Here is a 22,876-nt window from a genome sequence, read left to right on the forward strand (position 1 = left end):
CTCAGGCTAGCCCAGAAAGGTGTAGAGAAACAGGAACATGGCGGCAGCACCCAACATGCCGTCAAAGCGGTCGAGCAAGCCACCGTGACCAGGAATCAAAGCGCTGGAATCCTTGACGCCTGTCTGGCGTTTCAGCGCGCTTTCGGCGATATCGCCGGCCTGGCTCGCCATGGAAACGGCAACGGAAGCCAGCACCAAGCCCAGCCCCATATTCATGTAAAGCGCAAAACCCGCTCCAATGAGGGCGGCAGCTACCCAACCAGCGGAGGTACCTGACCAGGTTTTCTTTGGGCTGATGCGGGGCCAGAACTTGGGACCGCCAAAGGTTTTGCCAGCAAAATAGCCCGCAACATCGGTGGCAATCACCACCACGATCAGCCACAGCAACCAGCTGGCACCCAGCCCATTGCGCATCCAGATAAAACTGTAGCCCGCAAGCACGATCCACAGGGCAAAGAGCGCAAACCGGTTCCTGGCTTGTTCAGCAACCAGCACCCAGCCCAGAACCACCGGCAGCACAAGCAGCGCCAAACCCAGCCCCATGGGCAGGAACCCCGCCACCAGAACCACCAAACAGGTCACTACGCCAAGCTGCACCGCAGTTCCATAGCGGCGCGGCGCCAGCATCTGGGCAAGTTCCCAAGCCATACCACCACAGCACAGGGCAATGACAAGGTTGAACGCAACACCGCCGAGCCAGATCGCTAGGATGCCCACCGCCGCCATAACTAGGGCGCTAATCAACCGAGGCATAAGATCGCCCCAACGTCCTGTTTGCCCCTGGGTCATGTCTTTACCGCTCCAAACCGGCGATCTCGGCTGCCAAACTTGCGACACAGGCGCCCCAGTTCTTCGGCGGTAAAATCAGGCCAAAGCGTATCGATGAATTCATATTCCGCATAGGCTGACTGCCAGAGCAAGAAGTTTGAAATCCGCGCCTCCCCGCTGGTGCGGATCACCAAATCCGGATCCGGAAGCACATGGGTATCCAAATAGCGCGGCAGAGTTTCTTCATCCACATCCTCAGGACGCAACCGGCCCTCCGCCACATCCTGCGCCAGACGTTTGGTGGCGCGGGCCACTTCGTCCCGCCCACCATAGTTCAACGCAATGGTTAGATGGGTGCCATCATTTTGTTCGGTCTCATGCTCCAGCTCATCCATCAGCTGCACAAGCTTGGCATCCAGCCGCAGTCGGTCGCCAATAAATCGGACCCGCACATTCTGAGCCGCCAGGGCCTTCATCTCTTTGGAGATGTAGCGCCGAAACAGGCTCATCAGGCCAGAGACTTCGACTTGAGTCCGCTTCCAGTTTTCCGTGGAAAAAGCAAATATTGTGAGATATTTGACCCCAAATTCAGGACAGGATTCAACCACTTCCCGCACCCTTTGGGCGCCGGCATGATGGCCAAACAGGCGGGGTCGCCCCCGCGCCTGTGCCCAGCGACCATTGCCATCCATAATGATGGCAACATGGCGGGGACCTGCCTGCGCCTGCCCCTCTGACGCGTCCTTTTCATAACATGTATCGGTATCACTGGGCATAAAGCGGGTCAGACCTGCATGATTTCTGCCTGCTTGTTCTCAAGCGCATCATCAACAGCCTTGATCATCGCATCGGTCAGATCCTGCACCTCGGATTCCCAGAATTTCTGGTCATCTTCGGACATGCCATCGGCCTTGGCCTTTTTGATCTGGTCCATGCCATCGCGGCGCACATTGCGGATCGAGACGCGGCCATGTTCCGCATATTGCCCGGCAACCTTGCCCAGCTCGCGGCGGCGCTCTTCGTTCAGCTCAGGGATCGGCAACATGATAATGGTGCCATTGAGCTGAGGGTTGATGCCAAGGCCGGAATTGCGGATGGCCTTTTCAACCGGTCCTACCAAGGCCTTATCCCATACATTGATGGTAACCATGCGCGGCTCTGGCACATTCACTGTGCCAACCTGGTTGATCGGCGTCATCGAGCCATAGGCCTCGACCATCACCGGTTCCAGCATCGAGCCAGAGGCCCGGCCGGTGCGCAAAGACGCAAATTCGGTTTTTAGATTCGCCATCGCGCCATCCATGCGGCGCTTCAGATCGTCGGTATCCAGTTCAAAATCGTCAGACATACTACTCTCTCCCCTGACTTGAGGCAGTCTTTGTTCTGCTCATAAGCCATTGGTCCACCAATGTATAGCGATCATGACATGGATTTCAGAGCAGCTTTGCCGACCTAGGTACCCCCGGCGCGCCGTTTATGCAAAGCGGTCACAGACAAAATTGCGCGCGACGGCCAGAACCATCACGCGCAGAATTTTGGGGTCCAGGGGGGACCTGGGCACCACCGAAATAGAGCAATTCTCCCGGCTTTTACGTCCTGTAAAGGGTGCTGAGGTTAGGTTAATCCACTCAAGTGACAGCGGTGTGACAGTTGGGAAAGCAATTGCGCGCTGTCAGCACGGACCAGGTCGCGCATTTCAGCCTTCGACCTTGGTATAGGTGCCTTTACCAGCCAGAATTCCGCGGAACCCACCGGGTTCATCCAGTGAGAATACGATGATCGGAAGGTTGTTATCGCGTGCCAGCGCAATGGCCGAGGCATCCATCACCCCAAGACGTTTGGCCAGAACATCGTCAAAGCTGACATTGTCATAGCGTTTGGCATCGGCGTGTTTTTCCGGGTCCTTGTCGTAGACACCATCAACCTTGGTGCCCTTGAAGATCACTTCACAGCCCATTTCATTGGCTCGCAGGGTCGCGGCGGTATCTGTAGTGAAATAGGGGTTACCCGTGCCAGCGGCAAAGATGCAGACCCGCTTTTTCTCCAGGTGGCGTACCGCACGGCGGCGGATGTAGGGCTCGCAGACCTGATCCATGGGAATCGCCGAGATCACCCGGCAGAACACGCCGAGATCTTCAAGCGCGCTCTGCATCGCCAGAGCGTTCATCACGGTCGCCAGCATGCCCATATAATCGGCAGTGGTGCGTTCCATTCCCTGGGCGGCCCCGGACAGGCCACGGAAGATATTGCCGCCACCAATCACCATGCAGATCTCAACACCCATGTCATGCACGGTTTTGACTTCGCGGGCGATGCGCTGAACGGTGGGCGGATTGAGGCCAAAGCCCTGATCCCCCATCAAAGCCTCACCTGAAATTTTTAGCATGACACGGTTATAGGTAGCGTCTGGAACAGTCTCCAGCGTTTCAAGATCAAGGGGCATGTTGCGCTCCGGCAGATGAGGGGGTTAGTTTGCGCGGCAAAATGGAGCAAAATGGAACGGGATTCAATGCAGGCTGACCGCTTTCGCAGCTGTTTCTCATTTGCTTTTGGCACAAACCCTCAAACCCGCGAACGGATCTCATATGCTGTTGCCCGACATTGACCCGGACAAACCCGTTTTGCTGGCCGGTCCTACGGCCTCGGGGAAATCCTCTTTGGCGATGGAAATCGCGGAAAAACAAGGGCGTGTGATCGTCAATGCCGATGCCAGTCAGATCTATGACTGTTGGCGTGTGGTGACCGCCCGCCCTTCGCTAGAGGATGAGCAACAGCTGCCGCACCGCCTTTATGGTCATGTCCGATTTGATGAGCAATATTCCGCAGGCCATTGGCTGCGCGAGGTCAAATCCCTACTGGCAGGCCCCGAGAGGCTGATAATTGTTGGCGGAACCGGGCTCTACTTCTCCACCCTTACCGAGGGGCTTGCGGAAATCCCCCCCACTCCGGCAGAGATTCGCTTGCAGGGGGACGCCCTGACGTTGGCCAGCCTCTTGGCGGAATTGGACAGTGAGACCGCCACGCGGATTGATCTGCAGAACCGGGCCCGCGTGCAGCGCGCCTGGGAGGTTTTGCAAGCAACAGGGCGTTCACTGGCCAATTGGCAGGATGACACCCCCGCGCCGGTTCTGCCACTGCATGCCTGCACCCCCCTGGTAATGCAAAGCCCCAAGGACTGGCTGGAGCCAAGGATCCGTCAAAGGTTTGATTTGATGCTGCAGCAGGGCGCCCTAGAGGAAGTCGAAGCCATGCAGAGCCGCTATGACCCGAACCTCCCCTCCTGCAAGGCAATTGGGGTGCCGGAACTCAAGGGTTATACCGACGGTGCGCTGTCGCTGGACGAGGCGCGCGAGCAGGCCTCTATCTCCACACGCCGCTATGCAAAACGACAACGCAGTTGGTTTCGCTCAAGAATGAAGCAATGGCACTGGCTCGACGGTGGTCACCTCTGACAGAGGTCCCTGTAGAAAAACTCATATAGAACACCCTAAAGTCAGATAGTTACATGAAGGATTCCATGGGATTTCCCAGCACACCCCGAATTAGGTAGATTTCAAAAACCCAATACACGCTACAGTGGAACTTGCCCGAATCAAAGATTCATGCGCCTTTGGTCTCAAAGTAAAACTAGAAAAAAGTTCTCACTATTCCATGCCCTTTGACCCGAACCCAACCGAAGAAATCCAAATTGTGCCGCTATCCAGGCTGGCGACAGATGGTGTGTGGCAAACGGAATTGGCCCATGATCGCGCAGAGCATCTGCTGATCTGGGTAACCCGTGGTCAGGGACGGATGATGATGGAGGGCAAACAACGCGGCTTTAGTACCCATAACGCCATGTTTTTCCCGGCGCGGTCGCTTTGGTCGGTGGAATTTGGCCGCCAATGTATCGGCCAGGCCCTGCGTATTCCGGTCTCTGCCCCGGTTGCCACACCGGACAAACCTCTGCACCTGAAGATCTCCGAAGCGCGCGAACAAGCGCAATTGAACGCCCTACTGGAAGCGATGATGCAAGAGCAAATGGGCCATCCAGCGCTTTGGCGTCGGGCCTTGCAGTCCTACAGTGAGTTGATCAGCATTCAACTGCGCCGCCTGCCGCCCTCGGGACCGCTGCCGCCAAAACGGCCAACAGCCGCGCGGCGGCTGTCGCTGGCCTATTGCGAGAGGGTCAGCCAGTATTATGACACCCGCGCCACCATGGCAGATCACGCCGCTGCATTGAATGTGACGCCAACCCATCTGACGCGGGTGTGCAAATCGGAAACCGGCAAAACCGCAGCCGCCCTGCTGACCGAACGCCAGCTCCATGCCGCGCGTAGTCTTTTGGTCTATTCAACGATGAGCATGCGCGACATCGCAGACAGTATCGGCTTTGGCAGCGCCGCCTATTTCACCAGGTTCATCACCCAGCACACCGGCCAAACCCCAAGCACATTGCGAAAATCCTCCCGCACAGCGGCCTGACCCCTCGCCCACAAAAAAGAAGCCTGCTGCAGCCAGATCCGGCCGTAGCAAGATGAGCGCCACTGCCTCACGACTCAGCAATTCCCATCGCCTTTGGAGTTAAATGGGATCCGGGCAGAACTGGGCACAAGTGCCCAGTCCGGGAACACCCCGTCGCTCGCCTATGGGCTTTGTGACAAAGCCGACACCAAAAATGTCGCTTTTCAACCCCGTATGGCCGATTCTGTGCATTGACCTCCTCCCGGAACTAGGGCCGAATGGAGGGGACCAAAAGGCACCAAGCCAAAACCGCATCGTTTCTGGCGCAAGAACCGGGAACATATTGGCAATGTCCAAATGGGGCAACACGCCCCAGCGGTACACCAAAGGGAGACCCAAATGACCAAAGATTCCACCACATCAGATCAGATCCACTGGGCCGCAAAAATGCACGCCAGCGAAGTGCTCGAAGGCAAGCTGGATCGCCGCGAGTTCCTGGCTCGCGCCACCGGGCTGGGCGTCAGCGCTGCTGCTGCCTATGGCCTGCTTGGCCTGACAGCCCCAGCTGCACAGGCGGCGACCGACATGAAATCCGGCGGCACCCTACGGGTGCAAATGGAAGTACGCCCGCTGAAGGATCCGCGCACCTATGACTGGTCGCAAATGGCCAACCAGACCCGCGGTACAAACGAATACCTTGTTGAATACAACAACGATGGCTCCATCCGCGGCATGTTGCTCGAGAGCTGGGAAGTCAATGCGGACGCCACCGTTTACACGCTGAATGTCCGCAAAGGCGCGACCTGGAACAATGGCGACGCCTTCACCGCCGAAGATGTTGCCCGCAACATTACCGGCTGGTGCGACAAGGGCCTCGAAGGCAACTCCATGGCGGGTCGCTTTGCTACGCTGATCGACGCCGAGACCAATGTCGCGGTCGAGGGCGCCATCGAAGTTGTGGATGACCACACGGTGCGCCTCTCCTTGCCTGGTCCGGATATCTCGCTGATTGCCGGCATGGCGGATTACCCCGCTGCGATCATGCACTCCAGCTTCCAAACCGGTGATTTCACAAAAAATGTAGGCACTGGCCCCTATCTGCTCTCCACCTTGGAAGTGGGCGTCAAAGCCGTGCTGGAGCGCAATGCCGATCACACATGGTGGGGCGATGCAGTCTATGGCACGCCCGCGCTGGACCGGATCGAGTATATCGATTTTGGCACTGATCCTTCCTCGTGGTTGGCGGCGCTGGAATCCGATGAAGTCGATATGCTCTATGAATCCGTTGGTGAGTTCATCGATGTGATGGACGGGCTGGGCTATACTAAGTCCGAGGTTGTCACCATGGCGACCGTCGTTGTGCGTCCCAATCAACTGGCTGAAGTTGACGGCAAAATGCCCTATGCGGACAAACGCGTGCGTCAGGCGATTCAGATGGCCGTCGACAATTCTGTCTGCCTCGAGCTTGGCTATGGCAACCGGGGACAGGCGGCCGAGAACCACCATGTTGGCCCCATCCATCCAGAATACGCCGAACTACCACCGCAGAAATACGACCCGGAAGCCGCGCGAGCCCTGATGGAAGAAGCAGGCATGATGGATTTTGAACATGAGATCATGTCGATTGACGATGACTGGCGCAAAAACACCACCGACGCAGTTGCAGCCCAGCTGCGCGATGCCGGGTTCAAGGTAAAGCGGACGGTTCTGCCCGGCAGCACCTTCTGGAATGATTGGGCAAAATACCCCTTCAGCTCCACCAACTGGAACCCACGCCCCTTAGGGGTTCAGGTGCATGCGCTGGCCTATCGTTCCGGTGAAGCCTGGAACGAATTTGGCTGGGCCAATGACGAGTTTGACGCCCTGCTGACTGAGGCCCTGGCCATTGCCGATGCGGACAAGCGTCGCGAAGTGATGAAAAAGATGGAGATGATCATTCAGGAAGAGGGTGTCACCATCCAGCCCTACTGGCGGTCGCTCTATCGTCATATGCGCGAAGGCGTTGCCAATGCGGATATGCACGTGACCTTTGAACATCACCATTACAAATGGGGTTGGTCGGCCTAAGGCTTACCAACAAATCCCTTACCCTGAGCCGCAGGCCTCACCTGCGGCTCAGGGCAGCCAAAAACAACAACGGCGCGCCGCGATGGCAGCGCTGGTTTTGACGCCAGACTGACAGGGAACCCTATGGGATTGTTCATTCTACGCCGAACGGGCGTGATGATCCTGACGGCGCTATGCCTGACGTTCATCGTTTTCACGCTAACCAATTTGTATCCAAACCTGGAAAAGCTCGCCAAGACTCAGGGCAATTTTCGGATGACCGATGAAGCCGTCTCCAGCTGGCTTGCCAAAAACGGATACAGCCAGCCCATGGCGGTCAAATACGGCCAATGGCTCGGAGTGCTGCCGGGGTGGACACTGGAGGGTGAAGACGGAACAACCGGCCGCTGCATCAACGGCACTGTCAGCCCATCGGAAGCCGCCGAGGCCTCAAGTTTTTGCGGCATTTTGCAAGGCGACTGGGGCCATTCCACGGTTTTGCAAAAGGATGTTGCCAGTGTTGTCTGGCAACGCCTTGGCTATACGCTGCGGTTGATGGGCTGGGTTTTGCTGTTGATGGTGCCCTCGGCGTTGATAATCGGCGTGCTCGCGGGCATGCGCGAAGGGTCCGTGACCGACCGGAGTCTTTCTACCGTTTCGATCCTGTCTACCGCCACGCCTGAATATGTCTCTGGCGTGGTTTTTATCGCCATTTTCACCTCTTCCACCGTTGGGTTGAAGTGGTTCAAAGGCTCTGCCACCGCCGCCACCGAGAACCCGACCTTTGAGAATTTCTTTCTGCCGGTTTTGACCATTGCGCTTTATGGCATGGGGTATATCGCCCGGATGACCCGCGCCTCGATGACCGAGGTGATGACAGCGCAGTATATTCGCACTGCCCGGCTCAAAGGCGTCAGCTTCCCCAAGATCGTGCTGAAACACGCGCTGCGCAATGCGCTGATCGCGCCCTTCACAGTGATCATGTTGCAGTTCCCCTGGTTGCTCAATGGCGTCGTCATTGTCGAAACCCTGTTTAATTACAAAGGCTTTGGCTGGATTCTGGTGCAGGCCGCCGGCAATAACGATATTGAGCTACTGCTGGCCATTTCGGTGGTCTCGGTCTTTGTCGTGCTCTTGACCCAGCTGATCTCGGATATCGGCTACGTCTTTCTCAACCCCCGCATTCGCATCTCATAACGGAAGGAGACAGACATGGATCCCCTCAGCTGGACCGGCCAGATTGCCTTCCTCACGCCTTTTCTCCTGCTCGCCCTAGGGCTTTTGGCCCTCTCCATATTGGTCTGGATGCTAATCAGCATTCTGGTGCCGGAAAACCGGGCCATTCAAAACAATGGCGACAGCCTGCGCCTCAGCTCCAGCCCGCGCGATTTTGCCGCCCAGGCGGTGAAAATATCCTTTATCGGCACAGCTGTTGTGGTCTTGGCCTATCTGTTGCTCGGCCTCGCGCTGGGTACCAATGCGGGTATTTTCGGGGCCCTGGCGCAGCGGTTCTTGCCGGTCTGGATTGTCCTTGTGTTGCTGTTTGCGCTGTCCATCGGTTTCAAGCGAGACCTCGGTCTGTATGGAAAACTCTTTGACAGCCCGATTGGCATGATCGGTTTTGCCTTGGTGATGTTCTGGGTTTTTACCGGGGTCTTTGGGGCTTTTGACATGATCATCACCCATGACCCCCTGGCGCAGCTTTCCGGTCTGAAGAACAAGGTCCCCGGAACCCCATTGCGCAACCCCGAAGACGGCGAGTTTCAGTGGTACCTATTGGGCGGCGACAACCTGGCCCGCGACGTCTTTAGCCGCATGGTCAAAGGCGCCTGGGAAGTGGTGCGCATTGCGCCGCTTGCCACGCTGTTTGCCTTCATGGCCGGTATCACTCTTGGGCTGCCTGCGGGCTATTTTGGCGGACGGCTGGATACCTTGTTGTCCTTCCTCGCCAACCTGATCCTGGCCTTCCCGGTGATCTTGCTGTTCTATCTGCTGGTTACCCCAGAAATCGTCGCCACCGGACTACCGCAATATATGGCGGCGGTGCTCTTTGCCTTCCCGCTGGTGTTCTTTGCAGTTTTGATCAATGCCCGGTTTCGCACCCAGCCGGAAAAAAACTATCTCTGGCTTGGGGCGGTCCTGGTGCCGATGTTGATCCTTTATCTGCTGGTGGTAAGCGACCCCGGATCCATGCTGGATATCCTGCCTGCGGCTCTGGACGTGATCGATATTCCAGGCGGCATTCTGGTGGTTTTTGTCTCGGTGGTCTTTGTGAACTCCCCCACGGTGTTTCGGATCGTGCGGGGGCTGGCGATGGATATCAAAACCCGAGACTACGTGGCCGCAGCTCAGACCCGCGGTGAACGGCCCTGGTATATCATGCTCTGGGAGGTGCTGCCCAATGCCCGCGGACCGCTGATCGTCGATTTCTGCCTGCGCATTGGTTATACTACCATCCTTTTGGGGACCCTGGGTTTCTTTGGCCTTGGCCTGCCCCCGGAAAGCCCGGATTGGGGCTCCACCATTAATGAAGGGCGCAAACTCTTGTCGATCTATCTGCACCCTGCCCTGCCCCCGGCCATTGCCTTGTTGAGCCTGGTATTGGGGTTGAACCTGCTGGCCGATGGGCTGCGCGAAGAGAGCTTGAAAGATTAATCCGAACTGGAGGGTGCGGGGGCCAGCCCCCGGACCCCCGGGATATTTGAGGCCAAATGAAAGGTCCCAGTACCTTTTGACGCCTCAACAGGGAGACAGGAAGATGAGCAAACTAGCGGATTATGACGGACCTATTCTGGAAATTGACAAGTTATCGATTTCCTTTTTCACCCGGCTCAGGGAAATCCCGGCAGTGATGGATTTTTCGGTCTCTGTACAGCCGGGCGAAGCCGTCGGACTGGTTGGCGAGTCTGGCTGTGGAAAGTCCACCGTGGCGCTTGGGGTGATGCAGGACCTGGGCAAAAACGGCCGTGTTGTTGGCGGATCGATCAAGTTCAAGGGGCGCGATCTGGCTGAGATGTCAGCAGAAGAACTCCGCGATGTGCGCGGCAACGAGATCGCCATGATCTACCAGGAGCCTATGGCCAGCCTGAACCCTGCGATGAAAATCGGGCGTCAGTTGATGGAAGTGCCGATGATCCACGAAGGGGTCAGCGAGAAAGAGGCTTATAAGCGCGCGCTGGAAGTGGTCACCGATGTGCGGCTCCCCGATCCGGAGCGAATGTTAAATTCTTATCCGCACCAACTCTCTGGCGGCCAGCAGCAGCGGATTGTCATCGCCATGGCACTGATGTCCAAACCCGCCCTGCTGATCCTGGATGAGCCGACAACGGCGCTGGATGTGACGGTAGAGGCGGCCGTGGTCGAACTGGTCAAGGATCTGGGCAAGAAATACGGCACCTCGATGCTCTTCATCAGCCATAACCTGGGGCTCATCCTTGAGACCTGTGATCGGCTTTGTGTGATGTATTCCGGCGAGGCGGTTGAACGGGGATCGATTGCCGAGGTGTTTGATGAGATGCAGCACCCCTATACGCAGGCCTTGTTCCGCTCGATCCCTTTGCCCAGTGCCGACAAAAATGCCCAGCCGCTGGTGGCGATCCCTGGCAACTTCCCGCTGCCGCACGAACGTCCCAAGGGCTGTAACTTTGGACCGCGCTGCGATTATTTTGAGGCCGGGCGCTGCGACATCAGTGAGATCGAAATGGTGGATGTGGCAGGAAATGACCGCCATGCCACCCGCTGTTTGCGACCCAAGGAGATCGATTGGAACGCGCCGGTCACGCTGGGTGCGCAGAAGGAAAAGACCGAGCCGGGCGAAGTTGTGCTCAAGATGGAGAACCTCAAGAAATACTATGAGGTGGCCGCCAATGCCCTCTTTGGGGGCGGCGCAACCAAGGTTGTCAAAGCCAATGAAACCTTGAGTTTTGAGGCGCGCGAGTCTGAAACCCTGGCCATTGTGGGCGAGTCTGGCTGTGGCAAATCCACCTTTGCCAAGGTTCTGATGGGATTGGAAACCGCCACCGAAGGGGAGATCCTGTTGGATGGGGCAAACATCGAGCAGATCCCTATTGAGGAACGCAACACCAAAACCGTCTCCGATGTGCAGATGGTGTTTCAGAATCCCTTTGATACGCTCAATCCCTCGATGACCGTAGGACGCCAGATCATTCGGGCGCTGGAGATCTTTGACGTGGGCAACAGTGATCGTGAACGCCGGGAGCGCATGCTGGAGCTGCTGGATCTGGTCAAACTGCCCCGCGCCTTTGCGGATCGGATGCCACGGCAGCTCTCGGGTGGACAAAAACAACGGGTTGGCATTGCCCGCGCCTTTTCGGGCGGGGCCCGGATCGTGGTGGCGGATGAGCCGGTCTCGGCATTGGATGTATCGGTTCAAGCGGCGGTGACTGATCTGCTGATGGAAATCCAGCGCAAGGAAAAGACCACGCTTTTGTTCATCAGCCATGATCTATCGATTGTGCGTTACCTTAGCGATCGGGTGATGGTGATGTACCTGGGCCATGTGGTGGAACTGGGCGATACCGATCAGGTCTTTGCGCCGCCCTATCACCCCTATACCGAAGCCCTGCTGAGCGCGGTGCCGATTGCCGACACCTCGGTGGAGAAGGAACATATCGTGCTGGAAGGGGATATCCCCTCAGCCATGGATCCGCCTCCTGGCTGCCCGTTCCAGACCCGTTGTCGCTGGAAAGGCGAAGTCCCCGGCGGGCTGTGTGAGACCGAGGTGCCGCCGACGCGGAAATTGGAGGCGGCGCATCAGATCAAATGCCATCTCAGCGATGAGGTTCTGCAGCGCATGTCGCCCGTGATAAAGATCGCCGCTGAATAGCGGCGGCTCAGCCTGGTTGGAACACCCAAGTAGGCTCGAGGCTAAACGGCAGTTGGATCAATCATCCAGCATGTGCTCGTGGCGTTGATCGGTCAGGGTTCTGAGGAAGGCGACCAACGCATCCATCCGGCGGTCATCCAGGGCTGGGCCATGGGTTAGCTCCTTGACCGATAGCGTGCCCGGCACCGGTGGCGCGCCCCAGATCTCTTGCGTTTCGGGGTTAATCCTGGCGGCCTCGGCCTTGCTGTTGAATTGGTTGTAAAACAACACAACTGTGCGCAGGTTCTGGAACACGCCATTGTGCATATAGGGACTGGTCACTGCTACATTGCGCAGGGTCGGCGTGCGGAATTTGCCGCGCTGCGCCGGATCGTTGACCTTGGGGTTTGCCAAAAGCCCGTCATCGACAAAATCCGCCGCCATGCCAGCCTCTTGCACCACTGCCGGATTGCGGGGAACGCCGATGTTATGGAAGCTGTAGTCGCTAAAAGTCTCTTGCGCGCCCATCGGGCTGCTGCGCAGCTGATGGCATTGATTACAATTGGTAAACTGCTCTGAGAAGAACAGGGTGCGGCCCAGCTCCTCTTCTTTGGTGAACTCTTCCTTGCCGGCCAGGTAACGGTCATATTTGCTGTCAAAGGGCGCAAAAACAGCGCTGCGTTCAAAGGCGGCAATGGCCTGGGTCATGGCGGTGAACCCGTGCTCCGCCTCCTCCAGAACGCCTGCAGCAAACAGAGCATCAAAGCGCTGTACATAACTGGGATCCTCCTGCAGCCGCTGAACCAGCATGGCTTTGTTTGGTAGCCCCATTTCAATGGGGTTCAGCGGTGGACCTCCGGCCTGTTCCGCCAAATCCGCAGCACGCCCATCCCAGAACAGCCCACCAACCCAGTCGCCATCCTCCGCCTGATGGAAGGCTGGGATAAAGGACGCATAGGACGCAGTTGGCGCGTTCCGGTTGCCCAAAGAGCTGCCATCATCGCCCAGCGAGAAGGCCCCCTCCGCCGAACGGCGCGGATCACTAAATCCGGCTTCGGGATCATGGCAGCTTGCACAGGATTGGCTGCGGTTGAGCGACAGGTTTTCATCGTGAAAAAGCGCCTCTCCCAGGGCCTCCATCGGAGACAGGGCCTGTTGCGCAAAGCCATCCGAACAAGAAAGGGCCAGCGCCGCAAGGGCTGCAGAGGTGAAACAAAGGGGCTTGGTCTTGTGCATAAAGGGCTCCGGGGAAAACGGCTATGCCTGTAATTCCCCGAAACCCATAGGGTGATCTTTGACTTAGCGCAATTTCCGATTAAAAAAATCAGGAATATCACCCCCCACTCCCACAGTGGTTTAGCTGGTGTAGCGCCACAAGGGATCTGTGGTCAGCTCAGCAACAGGACCACGATCATCAGGAGGTTCATCGAGGCAAACTGCATGAGCCAGGGATGTTTGCGGCTACGCAGCGCTGCAAAGACTGCCATGCCAATGGACACCAACAAGCCAAGACTTGCCAAGCCGCCGCCAATCAGACCTGCAAGCCCCGTATCCGGCCCCCAGGGGGATCCAGGCAGGATCATACCCTTGAGGCCAAATCCGATGAGAATGCCCAGAATTGCCCCCAGCAGGGTTGCTCCGACGCTGCGGGCCTGTGCCATGCCACGTCCCCCCAGGACGCTATCAATCACTTCATGTGTCGGCACCGCTCCTGGTGTCCATTGAATGCGCTCGAGCCGGTCATCAAAGCTTCTGCTGGTCACGTGAATTCCTCCTGAAATCGAGGGCAATTTCATAAAATATTAAGGCCGATTAATGGCAGGTTAAGGAAGTTAACAGGGCATTAGGGAAGATTACTCATATCTTAACGGGGGACTCCTAGGCACGGGCCTTTTGCGGGTCCACAAAGGCTAAAGCAACAGGCAACGACGGCCACTCCCAGCCAGTCCCTCCACAGATAGACAAGCGAGGTGGACAGTCGGAAAGTCAGCTGCCCCAGATCTTGGTCACGTAGTTCTGGGTCTCTTTGTACGGGGGGATGCCACCATATTTTCGCACTGCCTGCGGACCGGCATTATAGGCCGCCAGCGCCAAGCGCCAGGAGCCAAATTTGCGGAACTGTTTGGACAGGTAGCGCGCGCCCCCTTCGAGGTTTTGTTTGGGAATTGAAGGATCAACCCCAAGCCGACGGGCGGTGGCAGGCATCAGCTGTGCAAGGCCAAGCGCGCCTTTGTGGGATTCCGCATTTGGATCCCAGTTGCTCTCTTGCTGGACCAGGCGCAGGAACAGATCTTCGGGCACACCATGTTTTCGTGCGGCCTGACGCGCCATCATCAGATACTCACCCCGGTAGCTGCCTGTGTAGCGCGGCGAGACCGAGGTGACACTGGGGATCGCATTGGGCTGAAGGCGGGCGGAGTCTTCATATTGCTGCGCCGCACGGGTATCCAGAACCCGTGTATGGGCGGCAAACAGATCGCGCCGGTTCTTTGTGCTGAACATATCGGCGGTTGCAACGGTGGCCAGCCCCAGGCTACCCCCATAAATCACGCTAATGATGCCAAATGTCAGTGACCGCATTGCTGGCCCCCACCCCTTACACTCGCAGAAAACTTTTCGCGACTATAGCCAAACTGACATCAAATGGAAGCAATCTGCTTCACTGCCCTGCCCTGCTAAGGTTGATCGGCGTGGCTTCGCCGAAAGTCCGCAGTTCCCGGACCGCCAGAGGGGTGCTTTCCACGCCGGGCGCAGGTCTATACTGTGCCCCGAAACCCCGGCGATGGGATTCGTTTGATCCCCGTCGCGCCCCGCACATAGACAACCAAGAAAAGAATAAGGACGGATCCCCATGGCCGGCTCAGTCAACAAAGTCATCCTCATCGGCAACCTGGGACGCGACCCGGAAGTGCGGTCGTTTCAAAACGGCGGCAAAGTCTGCAATCTGCGCATTGCGACCTCGGAAAACTGGAAAGACCGCAACACGGGTGAGCGCCGCGAGCGCACCGAATGGCATTCAGTTGCAATCTTCAGCGAAGGCCTGGTTCGCGTTGCTGAGCAATATCTCCGCAAGGGTTCCAAGGTCTATATCGAAGGCCAACTGCAGACCCGCAAATGGCAGGACCAAAGCGGCAATGACCGCTATTCTACCGAAGTTGTTTTGCAGGGCTTTGGCTCCACCCTGACCATGCTGGACGGCCGCGGTGAAGGCAGCGGCGGCGGTGGATTTGGCGGTGGCCAGGACAGCGGCGGCAGCTACGGTGGTGGTGGTGGCTACGACAGCGGCCCACAGCAAGGCGGCGGTGGCGGTTTTGGCGGCGGCTCCAGCGGCCCGTCGCACAACATCGACGACGACGAAATCCCGTTCTGAGGGTAGTAACTTCTAAATCGTAGATTTTTGAACGATAGCTATCTGTAAGGCAATGAGAACCTCATCAAAGATGTATAATTTTGAGGTTGATAAACCCACGTAATTCCGGAACCAATCAATTATGTAGATTTTTGATTGGTTTCGGATCAGGTACTCATACAGCGCATTTCCACTCTCATCAGTGGCGAACGGTTCAGCTACCTCGAAGGTGAAGACAATTTGCCAGACTATTGGTCAACGCTCTTTGTCACTGTTAAGCTGCGCTCCAAGCTCTCACAGAATACTATTTTGAGCGTACTTGGCGCTCTATGAACACTTCACTCTCAAGAGTTCTGAGGCTGAAAAAAGTTTGAATGTCCGGAAATCGGATGATGTGATTTCTATGCGAATCCACCACCCACACAGTATCTCGGCTTTGGAAACCGTTAGCTCACATCAACAAAAAAGCAGGATGAGTGTAGCAACTCGCTTCCTGTTTTTTGTCGGAAAAACTGGACCTGTCGCGCATTTGTGCCGCCCCAGGTGCTCGTTTAGGCCACTTTCCGTTCAAAAGTGACGGGGCTTTTCCAGCCTAATGCTGAGTGGCCGCAGCGCGGATTGTAAAAGCCGTTTATGTATTCGAAGATTGCCATCTCAGCTTTGCGTCCTGTCTCCCAAGGATATCGCCGGATCAGCTCTGCCTTGATCGTCTTGAAGAAGGTCTCAACAGCCGCATTATCGTAGCAATTACCTTTGCCAGACATCGATACCTTGAACCCGTGCTGGCGCAGGATTTTCTGATAGTCATGAGAGCAGTATTGCGACCCGCGATCCGTGTGGTGGATGCAGCCTCTGGGCCGTGTTCTGAACGCAATGGCTAATTTCAACGCCCTTATCGCCAGGTCCCGTTTCATCCGATTGCTGACCGCCCAGCCAATGACACGGCGTGAATGCAAGTCCCGGATCACAGCAAGATACAGCCATCCCTCACGGGTCCACACATAGGCGATGTCACCGGCCCATTTCTGGTTGGGTTCGGAAAGCACGCAGACCACATGCGCTGACGCCGACAACATTGCAAAGTCGGTTGGCCGGAAAGTCAGACCTGTGTTCTTCGGTAAACCCAAATCTCATTGCTTTAGGCCTGCGAAGAACTGGGTGGCCTTTTTTAAGATTTCCCTCTCCTCCTTGAAGAGCCGGATCTCACGTCGAAGTCGATCATTCTCTTCGGCGAGGCTCAGATCCTCTTTCGACACCACATCTGTGTCCTGATGGGCTGTGATCCATTTGTTCAAAGGCGACATTCCGACACCCAAATCATCAGCACCCTGCTTACGCGTAGGCCCGCTGGTCAGCGCGATACGCACCGTATCATGGCGGAATTTGTCCGTCCGTTTCTGTCCCACAGCCCGTCTCCTTTGCTGCAATAAATGCTATCAAAGGAGCGGCATCAAACCGCGACAGGTCAAGTTCTATGGATCTTCAGGTGGGTCGCTTCAATCATTAGTGTGCCTGTTGCATCGCCTTGAGCGGCCAGTACGGTCAGGATGCGTGCAAAGACGCCCATCTGGGACCATCGCGCCCATCGGTTGTAAAGCGTCTTATATGGCCCATAATCTGATGGAGCGTCTCGCCAGCGCAAGCCATTGCGAATGACATGGATGATGCCACTGAGAACCTTTCGGTCGCCAGCACGAGCAACACCATGTGGCTTTGGGAACATATGCTTGATGCGGTTGAGACGCTCTGGATTGAGCCAGAACAGATGCGACATGGATAATCCTCCTGGCGCACACGAAACACGTTAAATGGGTGAATGGAATCGACTATCGCAAGGGCCGCTATACTTCGCGATCCAGTCATCCGACAAAAAGAGTCAGATGACGGCGCTGAGCCCAAAATTGACATTGCCTAGCATTCTTGAATAGCTGTTCGGACGCCATATTCTTTGCCCAAAATGCCTTTAGGAGTTCTCACTAATGATTGATCCGGTCGGTTAATGTCGGTTGGCATTGCATTTTTTGTTGTGGCTGCTTCTCCGGGCCCCGCAACTTTGGCAGCGGCGACTGTTTCCATGAGTTCTGGTAGAAGCAACGGGCTTCGTTTCGGTATGGGGTTGTCGGTCGGATTGGCTTTCTGGGGACTGGTTGCGGCCACAGGCGTGGGAGCCGTTTTACAGGCGTCGACATATGCCCTAACGGCTCTCAAGGTCTTTGGCGGCGGATATCTCTTATGGCTTGCCTTCAAAACTGCCCGATCTGCCTGTGAAAAGACGCCACCCATGACGCCACAGGAGGCAAACGGGAGATGGTTCAAACGCGGGCTCATCCTAAATCTATCAAACCCTAAAGCTGTTGTCGCTTAGATGTCGACGCTTTCCTTGGGATTGGGGGATGGTGATGGGGTTTGGCAGGTGGCGCTGGCCACATCAATTTGCGTGGCACTGGGTTTCTTTATCTACTTTGTTTACGCAGTCACTTTTTCCTTGCCTAGAGCAATGAGTGGCTACGCGCGGGTCCGCAAATGGGTCGATGGCGCGGTCGCTGGTCTCTTCGCCATTGCGGGGGTGGGCCTTTTGCGATCAGCATTCAGCAAGTAAAAAGCGAAAAGCCCGCTTCGTCCGCAACCCGGTCATAGCAGTGTTTTCTGCCGGTGTCTGTTCTGGATCAAAGCAGCCGTTGACGCTGCGACCTGTTTATAGGTCCAGAGCCTAGGCAAGGCGCAAACCCTGCGATCAAAATTTGAAAAGGGCTGGCATTCGCCAGCCCTTTTTTGATGCGCTCAAATCGCATATTTTTCAGGTCTCCCCAGATGCCCTGGCAGCGGGCCTCCCCAACCACTTCATCTCTGCACCCTGCCCCGATTGACCTAGGTCTAGGTCTTAGGTGGTGGAAACGATCCATTCTGGGCGGATGCCGCATTTGACGATATAGTGCGCGACATTGTGGCCGCGAAACAGCCCGTGATCGGTGATCAGGACCGTGCCAATGCCCACAGCTGCCCCACCCAGCACATCCGTGTGCAGGGTATCACCCACCATGGCAATACGCCCTTCGTCGATTCCCTGCAGCCGGGCCAGCGCTGCCTCAAAGGCGTTGCAAAAGGGTTTTCCGTAAAACTGCGCCTCTCCGCCAGTACGCTCAGTGATCTGATGAGCAATCAAGCCTGGCTCAATCGACAGGCCGGTTTCGCGCGGTGCCACCAGGTCAGGATTGGCCACGATCAGTGGCCTTGGGTTCTCTTCGAGAGCGGAAGTTAGAGCCTCCGTGTCTGCATCACTCCAACGCGCCGACGACAACAGCAGAAAACCAGCAGCACTGCGCAGCAGTTCCATGTCATCAGCCAGCTGTTTGATCCGCGCTGTTTTGGGCGCATCGCTGAAATCATCGCCTTCAGCAGCGGCAGCGGCCCAGATCCCGCCATCCTGCAATTGCGGCAGATTTGCAAAGGCCACATCGCGGCTGGAAACCACCTCTTCGGCCTGAAAGTCAAAGCCAAGCCGGTGATACTTTGCCAGAATTTCAGCGCGGGTGTAGCTGGCGGCATTGGTCAGAACCACCAGCCGCTTGCCCGCAGCGCGAAGCATGGCCATACGCTCAACCGCGCCCTCAATAGCAGTCTCGCCGCGATTCAAGACGCCAAAGGCATCCAGAATATAGGCGTCATAGTCACCCATTGTATCGCCCAGATCTTGCCCGGTCTGACTGCGGCTGGCAAAGACTGCGGGAGGCAGGACAGATCGCACAGATTCATATCTGTTAAAGGCCCAATTGGTATCGATCATCTTTCCACTTTCATGCAAATGCCGACCCGTTGGGGCGGCGATCTGGTCTTTGTTTCACTTTCTCAAGACACCATTTCCCGGCGTGGCACAAGGCAGGGAGATCTTGAGGTCCTGGGTATTGGTTACAGGATCTTTTTGCGCAGGTAAGAAGACACAACCTCGCCAAAGACCACCAAAGCCAGGATGGTCAAAAGCACCATGGAGACCTCAGGCCAGTTGAAGGTATCAATTGCGCCTTGCAGGATCATGCCAATACCGCCAGCACCAACCAACCCCAGCACGGTGGATTCCCGAAGGTTGATGTCCCAGCGCAGGATTGCCACGGCAAAGAAGGCCGGCATCACTTGTGGAACAATGGCATAGAGCACAATCTTGAAGCGGGAGGCCCCGCAGGCCTCCAGCGCCTCCACCGGCTTCTGGTCAATTTCCTCGATTGCCTCACCCAGCAACTTACCCAGAAACCCGATGGAACGGAACATGATCGCCACAATGCCCGCCACGATCCCAGGTCCAAAAATGGCCACGAACAGAAGCGCCCAGATGATGGTATTGACTGAGCGCGACGAGACCAGAATGAACCTCCCAATCCAGAGCGCGATACGGTTTGGCGTGGTGTTCTGCGCCGAGATATAGGCCACCGGCAGGGAGACAACCACGGCAATCATTGTGGCCAGGGTGGCGATATTCACCGTCTGCCAGATCGCCTCCAGAATTGAAGGTAGATTGCGCGGGTCCGGTGGCATCATCCGGGCAAACAGATCCCCCATCTGATTGGGCGCGTCCCAGACCCACTCCCAGATCACATTGATGCTGCTCAGCGCCCAGGCCACCACCAAGAGGGTGAGCGCGAGACCACCATAGCGCATCAGGCGCTGGCGCAGGGTGAAACGGGACCAATGGTCCAGGGTTTGTTGCAGAGGTTGAGTGCTCATCACGCGATCCGCTTTCTGATAAATCCGCTCACCGCCTCAGAGATGAGGATCACCCCAACGATGACCATAGTGATGGCGAGGGCAAAATCGTAGTCATAGCGGCCAAAGGCATTGGCCAGCGTCGCGCCAATGCCACCTGCCCCGACAATGCCCACCACAGCAGAGGCCCGCAGGTTGCTGTCCAACTGGTAGATCCCCAGTCCCACAAGACGGGGCATGATCTGCGGCAGCACCGCATAGGCCAATGTCACGATATAGCCCGCCCCAGCAGCGCGCATGGCTTCGACTTGGCCAAAATCGATTTCTTCGATCCGTTCCGCCAGCAGTTTGGCGACGAACCCAATGGAATAGACCACCAGGGTAAGCGCCCCGGCAAAGGGGCCAAAGCCTACTGCCTTCACAAAGATGATGGCGACAATCACCGGGTGGAAACTGCGCGCCACAATGATGATGCCACGGCCCAAAAGATAGATCGGTTTGATGGCAATATTGCCTGCCGCCATAAAGGCCAAAGGCACCGACAATAGAATCCCCCCAACGGTGGCCAGGATGGCGATTTTCAGGCTTTCGAGGAAACCATCAATCATCAAGCCGGACCGCTCAAAACTGGGAGGAAAGGCGCCGCTGAAAATCCGCTGCGCGCGGCTCATCCCGTCCGACACCCGTTCCCAGTCAATCGGCAAGGTCGCCAGGGTGAAGATGAAATAGAGCGCAACTGCGCCGTAAAGACCTAACCGTATCAACGGGTTGGCGATGAAGGGCGGTTTACGCCAGCTGCCTTTTGCCTGACTCATGCCACTGCCCCGACCTCGGCGCGGTCCATCGCCGGAACCCCGGCATAGATCTCGTCCATCTCTGCAGTGCCAAGCTGATCCGGCAGGTCGTCGAAAATGATCCGCCCATAGCGCATGCCAACGATGCGATCGCTGTATTCCTTGGCCTCGGTCACATTGTGGATATTGATGATCACCGGCAATTTCAGTTCCGAGGCCAGATCACGCAGCAGCGACATGATCTGCTCTGAGGTTTTTGGATCCAGCGAGGCTGTGGGTTCATCCGCCAGCAGGATCTCTGGCCGTTGCATCAGGGCACGCACCACGCCGACCCGCTGACGCTCGCCGCCGGAGAGTTCATCCGCGCGTTTGTTGGCATAATGGGCAATGCCCACCCGCTCCATCAGCTCATAGGCACGGGCGATGTCTTCGCGCGGATAGCGCCGCGTCAAGGCAGCCCAGGTGGAGATATAGCCAAGTCGCCCGGACTGCACATTCTCCATTACGGTTAGCCGGTCGATGAGGTTGAAGCTCTGAAACACCATGCCGATGCGCCGCCGCGCAATCCGAAGATCACGACTGTTCAGTGCGGTAAACTCAGTACCGTTCAGATCAACAGAGCCAGAGGTGGGTTCGACCAGACGATTGATGCAGCGCAGCAGCGTGCTTTTGCCCGCCCCGGACGAGCCGATAACAGAAGTGAGTTGGTCGCCCTCCACGGTCAGATCCAGTTCTTTTAGAACCGGATCTCCAGTGCCGTAGCGCTTGGTCAGTTTGGTGATTTTTAGCATGGTGGTCTTTCGGAATTTGCGCGAGGGCAAAGCAACAGCAAGTTGCCGATACAGGTATAAGCACAGCAACAGGCGCAGGCCGGTACCGGGACGCAGAAGTACACGGCCGACGCTGTAGCCGACCGTGCTTTTGGCGGGGCTAGGTTACTTCCCGGCGAGGCCCTGAGGTGTGTATTCCACCCCGTTGGACTTCTGGATCTGGCGGATGACCGCCCACTGATCCTGATAGGTGATCGGGATGAACTTGCTTACACCTGCGAATTCTTCACCTAGTTTTGTGCCTTCAAATTCAAAGGTAAAGAAGGCTTCCTTAATCTTGGCAGCGAGCTCAGGATCAAGGTTGTGGGCGACGTTGAACGAGGTCGTGGGGAAAGGATCACTCTCCCAGATCTTACGAACATCAGCCGTGTCATACAGCCCACGCTCGGCCATGCGATCCACCACTTCGGAGGCCACTGGCGCCGCGTCGTAATCGCCTGCAACCACGCCCAGCATCGACTGGTCATGGGAGCCGGAATAAACCACTTCGTAGTCCTTGTCGGGCTCAACACCCAGTCCGGGGAACAGTGCCCGTGGCGCCTGATTGCCAGAGTTGGAGGTTGGCGAGGTATGGGCCACACGGCGACCGGCCAAATCCCCAACGGATTTGATATCACTGTCGGCCTGGGTAAAGACCTGCAGCTTGTAGCCAAACTGGCCATCCTCGGCGCCCATGATGGCAAAGGGCACGGCTCCAGCCAAGTTGACCGCAAAGGGGGTTGGCCCGGTTGAGAAACCCGCCACATGCAGGCGGCCCGAACGCATGGCTTCAACTTCGGCTGAATTAGACTGCACGGCAAAGAACTGAACATCCTTGCCGGTCACACCTTCCAGGTGTTCGATGAAGGGAGCCCAGATATCGGCATAGACCGCCGGGTCCTCAACCGGAGTATAGGCAAAGACCAGAGTGTCCGGATTGCTCAACTTGGCCGGATCAGTGGGGGTATCCGCCACCAGATCGCCATTGGCGTCACAATAAAGCACGTCCAGCGCGCCCCTCTCGGCACAGTCTTCGGCGGCAGAGGCTGCAAATGTGCTCGCAGTCAGAATGCCCAGTGCCCCAGCGGCACGGGTGATGAATTTTGTCATGTTGTCCTCCCTAAAAACGCCGACCTCCGGATCCCTA

At 56.8% G+C, this 22,876-nt stretch carries 21 protein-coding genes and 2 pseudogenes; 9 read left to right on the forward strand and 14 right to left on the reverse strand.

The features are described 5' to 3' along the window. Window positions 1-6 precede the first annotated feature (6 nt). From ABJP42_RS02570 to pyrH, 4 genes are all read right to left on the reverse strand, one after another. Entirely contained in the window at window positions 7-753 is a 747-nt protein-coding gene (locus tag ABJP42_RS02570) for a phosphatidate cytidylyltransferase (RefSeq protein ID WP_348338330.1), read from the reverse strand. Between the two features lie 32 nt (window positions 754-785). Then, window positions 786-1,544: an undecaprenyl pyrophosphate synthase gene (gene uppS, locus ABJP42_RS02575; protein WP_348338331.1), complete on the reverse strand. Its 759-nt coding sequence runs from the start codon at window positions 1,542-1,544 to the stop codon at window positions 786-788. An 8-nt stretch (window positions 1,545-1,552) separates the two neighbouring features. Beyond that, on the reverse strand, window positions 1,553-2,116 hold the full coding sequence (frr, locus tag ABJP42_RS02580; protein WP_348338332.1) for a ribosome recycling factor: 564 nt from the start codon (window positions 2,114-2,116) through the stop codon (window positions 1,553-1,555). A gap of 348 nt (window positions 2,117-2,464) precedes the next feature. Next, window positions 2,465-3,211: a UMP kinase gene (gene pyrH, locus ABJP42_RS02585; RefSeq protein WP_348338333.1), complete on the reverse strand. Its 747-nt coding sequence runs from the start codon at window positions 3,209-3,211 to the stop codon at window positions 2,465-2,467. A 142-nt stretch (window positions 3,212-3,353) separates the two neighbouring features. Here pyrH and miaA point away from each other — a divergent pair, with 142 nt between their 5' ends. The 6 genes from miaA to ABJP42_RS02615 all read left to right on the forward strand — a co-directional run bounded on the left by miaA (window position 3,354) and on the right by ABJP42_RS02615 (window position 12,103). Next, on the forward strand, window positions 3,354-4,220 hold the full coding sequence (miaA, locus tag ABJP42_RS02590; protein WP_348338334.1) for a tRNA (adenosine(37)-N6)-dimethylallyltransferase MiaA: 867 nt from the start codon (window positions 3,354-3,356) through the stop codon (window positions 4,218-4,220). A 199-nt stretch (window positions 4,221-4,419) separates the two neighbouring features. Next, on the forward strand, window positions 4,420-5,232 hold the full coding sequence (locus tag ABJP42_RS02595; protein WP_348338335.1) for a helix-turn-helix transcriptional regulator: 813 nt from the start codon (window positions 4,420-4,422) through the stop codon (window positions 5,230-5,232). Window positions 5,233-5,610: 378 nt separating this feature from the next. Then, window positions 5,611-7,278, forward strand: a complete 1,668-nt coding sequence (locus ABJP42_RS02600) for an ABC transporter substrate-binding protein (protein ID WP_348338336.1) — start codon at window positions 5,611-5,613, stop codon at window positions 7,276-7,278. Window positions 7,279-7,401: 123 nt separating this feature from the next. Then, window positions 7,402-8,454, forward strand: coding sequence for an ABC transporter permease (locus ABJP42_RS02605; protein WP_348338337.1), 1,053 nt, complete (start codon window positions 7,402-7,404; stop codon window positions 8,452-8,454). A 15-nt stretch (window positions 8,455-8,469) separates the two neighbouring features. Beyond that, window positions 8,470-9,912 carry an ABC transporter permease gene (locus tag ABJP42_RS02610; RefSeq protein ID WP_348338338.1) on the forward strand — a complete coding sequence of 481 codons (1,443 nt, stop codon included), beginning with the start codon at window positions 8,470-8,472 and terminating at the stop codon, window positions 9,910-9,912. Window positions 9,913-10,015: 103 nt separating this feature from the next. Continuing rightward, window positions 10,016-12,103 carry a dipeptide ABC transporter ATP-binding protein gene (locus ABJP42_RS02615; protein ID WP_348338339.1) on the forward strand — a complete coding sequence of 696 codons (2,088 nt, stop codon included), beginning with the start codon at window positions 10,016-10,018 and terminating at the stop codon, window positions 12,101-12,103. Window positions 12,104-12,160: 57 nt separating this feature from the next. Here the strand turns inward: ABJP42_RS02615 and ABJP42_RS02620 are convergent, their stop codons facing one another. The 3 genes from ABJP42_RS02620 to ABJP42_RS02630 all read right to left on the reverse strand — a co-directional run bounded on the left by ABJP42_RS02620 (window position 12,161) and on the right by ABJP42_RS02630 (window position 14,662). Continuing rightward, window positions 12,161-13,318 carry a cytochrome-c peroxidase gene (locus tag ABJP42_RS02620; protein WP_348338340.1) on the reverse strand — a complete coding sequence of 386 codons (1,158 nt, stop codon included), beginning with the start codon at window positions 13,316-13,318 and terminating at the stop codon, window positions 12,161-12,163. Window positions 13,319-13,470: 152 nt separating this feature from the next. Further along, entirely contained in the window at window positions 13,471-13,845 is a 375-nt protein-coding gene (locus ABJP42_RS02625) for a hypothetical protein (RefSeq protein ID WP_348338341.1), read from the reverse strand. 223 nt (window positions 13,846-14,068) lie between these two features. Beyond that, on the reverse strand, window positions 14,069-14,662 hold the full coding sequence (locus tag ABJP42_RS02630; protein WP_348338342.1) for a lytic transglycosylase domain-containing protein: 594 nt from the start codon (window positions 14,660-14,662) through the stop codon (window positions 14,069-14,071). A gap of 271 nt (window positions 14,663-14,933) precedes the next feature. On the opposite strand from ABJP42_RS02630, the gene ssb reads away from it, so the two are divergent. Continuing rightward, the gene (gene ssb / locus ABJP42_RS02635; protein ID WP_348338343.1) at window positions 14,934-15,452 is read left to right on the forward strand and encodes a single-stranded DNA-binding protein; all 519 of its coding nucleotides are present in this window, start codon (window positions 14,934-14,936) and stop codon (window positions 15,450-15,452) included. Window positions 15,453-15,982: 530 nt separating this feature from the next. Here the strand turns inward: ssb and ABJP42_RS02640 are convergent. Beyond that, window positions 15,983-16,837: pseudogene (locus ABJP42_RS02640) on the reverse strand (IS3 family transposase). Window positions 16,838-16,899: 62 nt separating this feature from the next. Beyond that, window positions 16,900-17,205, reverse strand: a pseudogene (locus tag ABJP42_RS02645) (transposase); the annotation flags it as partial. A gap of 225 nt (window positions 17,206-17,430) precedes the next feature. Between ABJP42_RS02645 and ABJP42_RS20725 the strand changes: the two are divergent. Then, window positions 17,431-17,796 carry a LysE family translocator gene (locus ABJP42_RS20725; RefSeq protein ID WP_490363176.1) on the forward strand — a complete coding sequence of 122 codons (366 nt, stop codon included), beginning with the start codon at window positions 17,431-17,433 and terminating at the stop codon, window positions 17,794-17,796. Beyond that, the gene (locus tag ABJP42_RS02650) at window positions 17,797-18,030 is read left to right on the forward strand and encodes a LysE family translocator (RefSeq protein ID WP_348338344.1); all 234 of its coding nucleotides are present in this window, start codon (window positions 17,797-17,799) and stop codon (window positions 18,028-18,030) included. A 282-nt stretch (window positions 18,031-18,312) separates the two neighbouring features. Here ABJP42_RS02650 and ABJP42_RS02655 read toward each other — a convergent pair whose 3' ends face one another. From ABJP42_RS02655 to phnD, 5 genes are all read right to left on the reverse strand, one after another. After that, on the reverse strand, window positions 18,313-19,215 hold the full coding sequence (locus tag ABJP42_RS02655) for a TIGR01459 family HAD-type hydrolase (protein WP_348338345.1): 903 nt from the start codon (window positions 19,213-19,215) through the stop codon (window positions 18,313-18,315). A 122-nt stretch (window positions 19,216-19,337) separates the two neighbouring features. Next, entirely contained in the window at window positions 19,338-20,147 is an 810-nt protein-coding gene (gene phnE / locus ABJP42_RS02660; RefSeq protein ID WP_348338346.1) for a phosphonate ABC transporter, permease protein PhnE, read from the reverse strand. Then, entirely contained in the window at window positions 20,147-20,941 is a 795-nt protein-coding gene (phnE, locus tag ABJP42_RS02665) for a phosphonate ABC transporter, permease protein PhnE (protein ID WP_348338347.1), read from the reverse strand. The genes phnE (ABJP42_RS02660) and phnE (ABJP42_RS02665) overlap by 1 nt, the downstream gene beginning before the upstream one ends. Then, window positions 20,938-21,711, reverse strand: coding sequence for a phosphonate ABC transporter ATP-binding protein (gene phnC, locus ABJP42_RS02670; RefSeq protein ID WP_348338348.1), 774 nt, complete (start codon window positions 21,709-21,711; stop codon window positions 20,938-20,940). Before phnC ends, phnE (ABJP42_RS02665) begins: the two co-directional genes overlap by 4 nt. Before the next feature lie 144 nt (window positions 21,712-21,855). Then, the gene (phnD, locus tag ABJP42_RS02675; RefSeq protein ID WP_348338349.1) at window positions 21,856-22,839 is read right to left on the reverse strand and encodes a phosphate/phosphite/phosphonate ABC transporter substrate-binding protein; all 984 of its coding nucleotides are present in this window, start codon (window positions 22,837-22,839) and stop codon (window positions 21,856-21,858) included. Window positions 22,840-22,876: the final 37 nt, after the last annotated feature.

This window comes from Pseudophaeobacter sp., from assembly GCF_039971195.1.
GTDB lineage: Bacteria > Pseudomonadota > Alphaproteobacteria > Rhodobacterales > Rhodobacteraceae > Pseudophaeobacter.

Coding starts and splice junctions, on each gene's coding strand:
- ABJP42_RS02570 (WP_348338330.1), bottom strand. CDS start 753: ATGCCTCGGTTGATTAGCGCCCTAGTTATGGCGGCGGTGGGCATCCTA.
- uppS (WP_348338331.1), bottom strand. CDS start 1,544: ATGCCCAGTGATACCGATACATGTTATGAAAAGGACGCGTCAGAGGGG.
- frr (WP_348338332.1), bottom strand. CDS start 2,116: ATGTCTGACGATTTTGAACTGGATACCGACGATCTGAAGCGCCGCATG.
- pyrH (WP_348338333.1), bottom strand. CDS start 3,211: ATGCCCCTTGATCTTGAAACGCTGGAGACTGTTCCAGACGCTACCTAT.
- miaA (WP_348338334.1), top strand. CDS start 3,354: ATGCTGTTGCCCGACATTGACCCGGACAAACCCGTTTTGCTGGCCGGT.
- ABJP42_RS02595 (WP_348338335.1), top strand. CDS start 4,420: ATGCCCTTTGACCCGAACCCAACCGAAGAAATCCAAATTGTGCCGCTA.
- ABJP42_RS02600 (WP_348338336.1), top strand. CDS start 5,611: ATGACCAAAGATTCCACCACATCAGATCAGATCCACTGGGCCGCAAAA.
- ABJP42_RS02605 (WP_348338337.1), top strand. CDS start 7,402: ATGGGATTGTTCATTCTACGCCGAACGGGCGTGATGATCCTGACGGCG.
- ABJP42_RS02610 (WP_348338338.1), top strand. CDS start 8,470: ATGGATCCCCTCAGCTGGACCGGCCAGATTGCCTTCCTCACGCCTTTT.
- ABJP42_RS02615 (WP_348338339.1), top strand. CDS start 10,016: ATGAGCAAACTAGCGGATTATGACGGACCTATTCTGGAAATTGACAAG.
- ABJP42_RS02620 (WP_348338340.1), bottom strand. CDS start 13,318: ATGCACAAGACCAAGCCCCTTTGTTTCACCTCTGCAGCCCTTGCGGCG.
- ABJP42_RS02630 (WP_348338342.1), bottom strand. CDS start 14,662: ATGCGGTCACTGACATTTGGCATCATTAGCGTGATTTATGGGGGTAGC.
- ssb (WP_348338343.1), top strand. CDS start 14,934: ATGGCCGGCTCAGTCAACAAAGTCATCCTCATCGGCAACCTGGGACGC.
- ABJP42_RS20725 (WP_490363176.1), top strand. CDS start 17,431: ATGTCGGTTGGCATTGCATTTTTTGTTGTGGCTGCTTCTCCGGGCCCC.
- ABJP42_RS02650 (WP_348338344.1), top strand. CDS start 17,797: ATGTCGACGCTTTCCTTGGGATTGGGGGATGGTGATGGGGTTTGGCAG.
- ABJP42_RS02655 (WP_348338345.1), bottom strand. CDS start 19,215: ATGATCGATACCAATTGGGCCTTTAACAGATATGAATCTGTGCGATCT.
- phnE (WP_348338346.1), bottom strand. CDS start 20,147: ATGAGCACTCAACCTCTGCAACAAACCCTGGACCATTGGTCCCGTTTC.
- phnE (WP_348338347.1), bottom strand. CDS start 20,941: ATGAGTCAGGCAAAAGGCAGCTGGCGTAAACCGCCCTTCATCGCCAAC.
- phnC (WP_348338348.1), bottom strand. CDS start 21,711: ATGCTAAAAATCACCAAACTGACCAAGCGCTACGGCACTGGAGATCCG.
- phnD (WP_348338349.1), bottom strand. CDS start 22,839: ATGACAAAATTCATCACCCGTGCCGCTGGGGCACTGGGCATTCTGACT.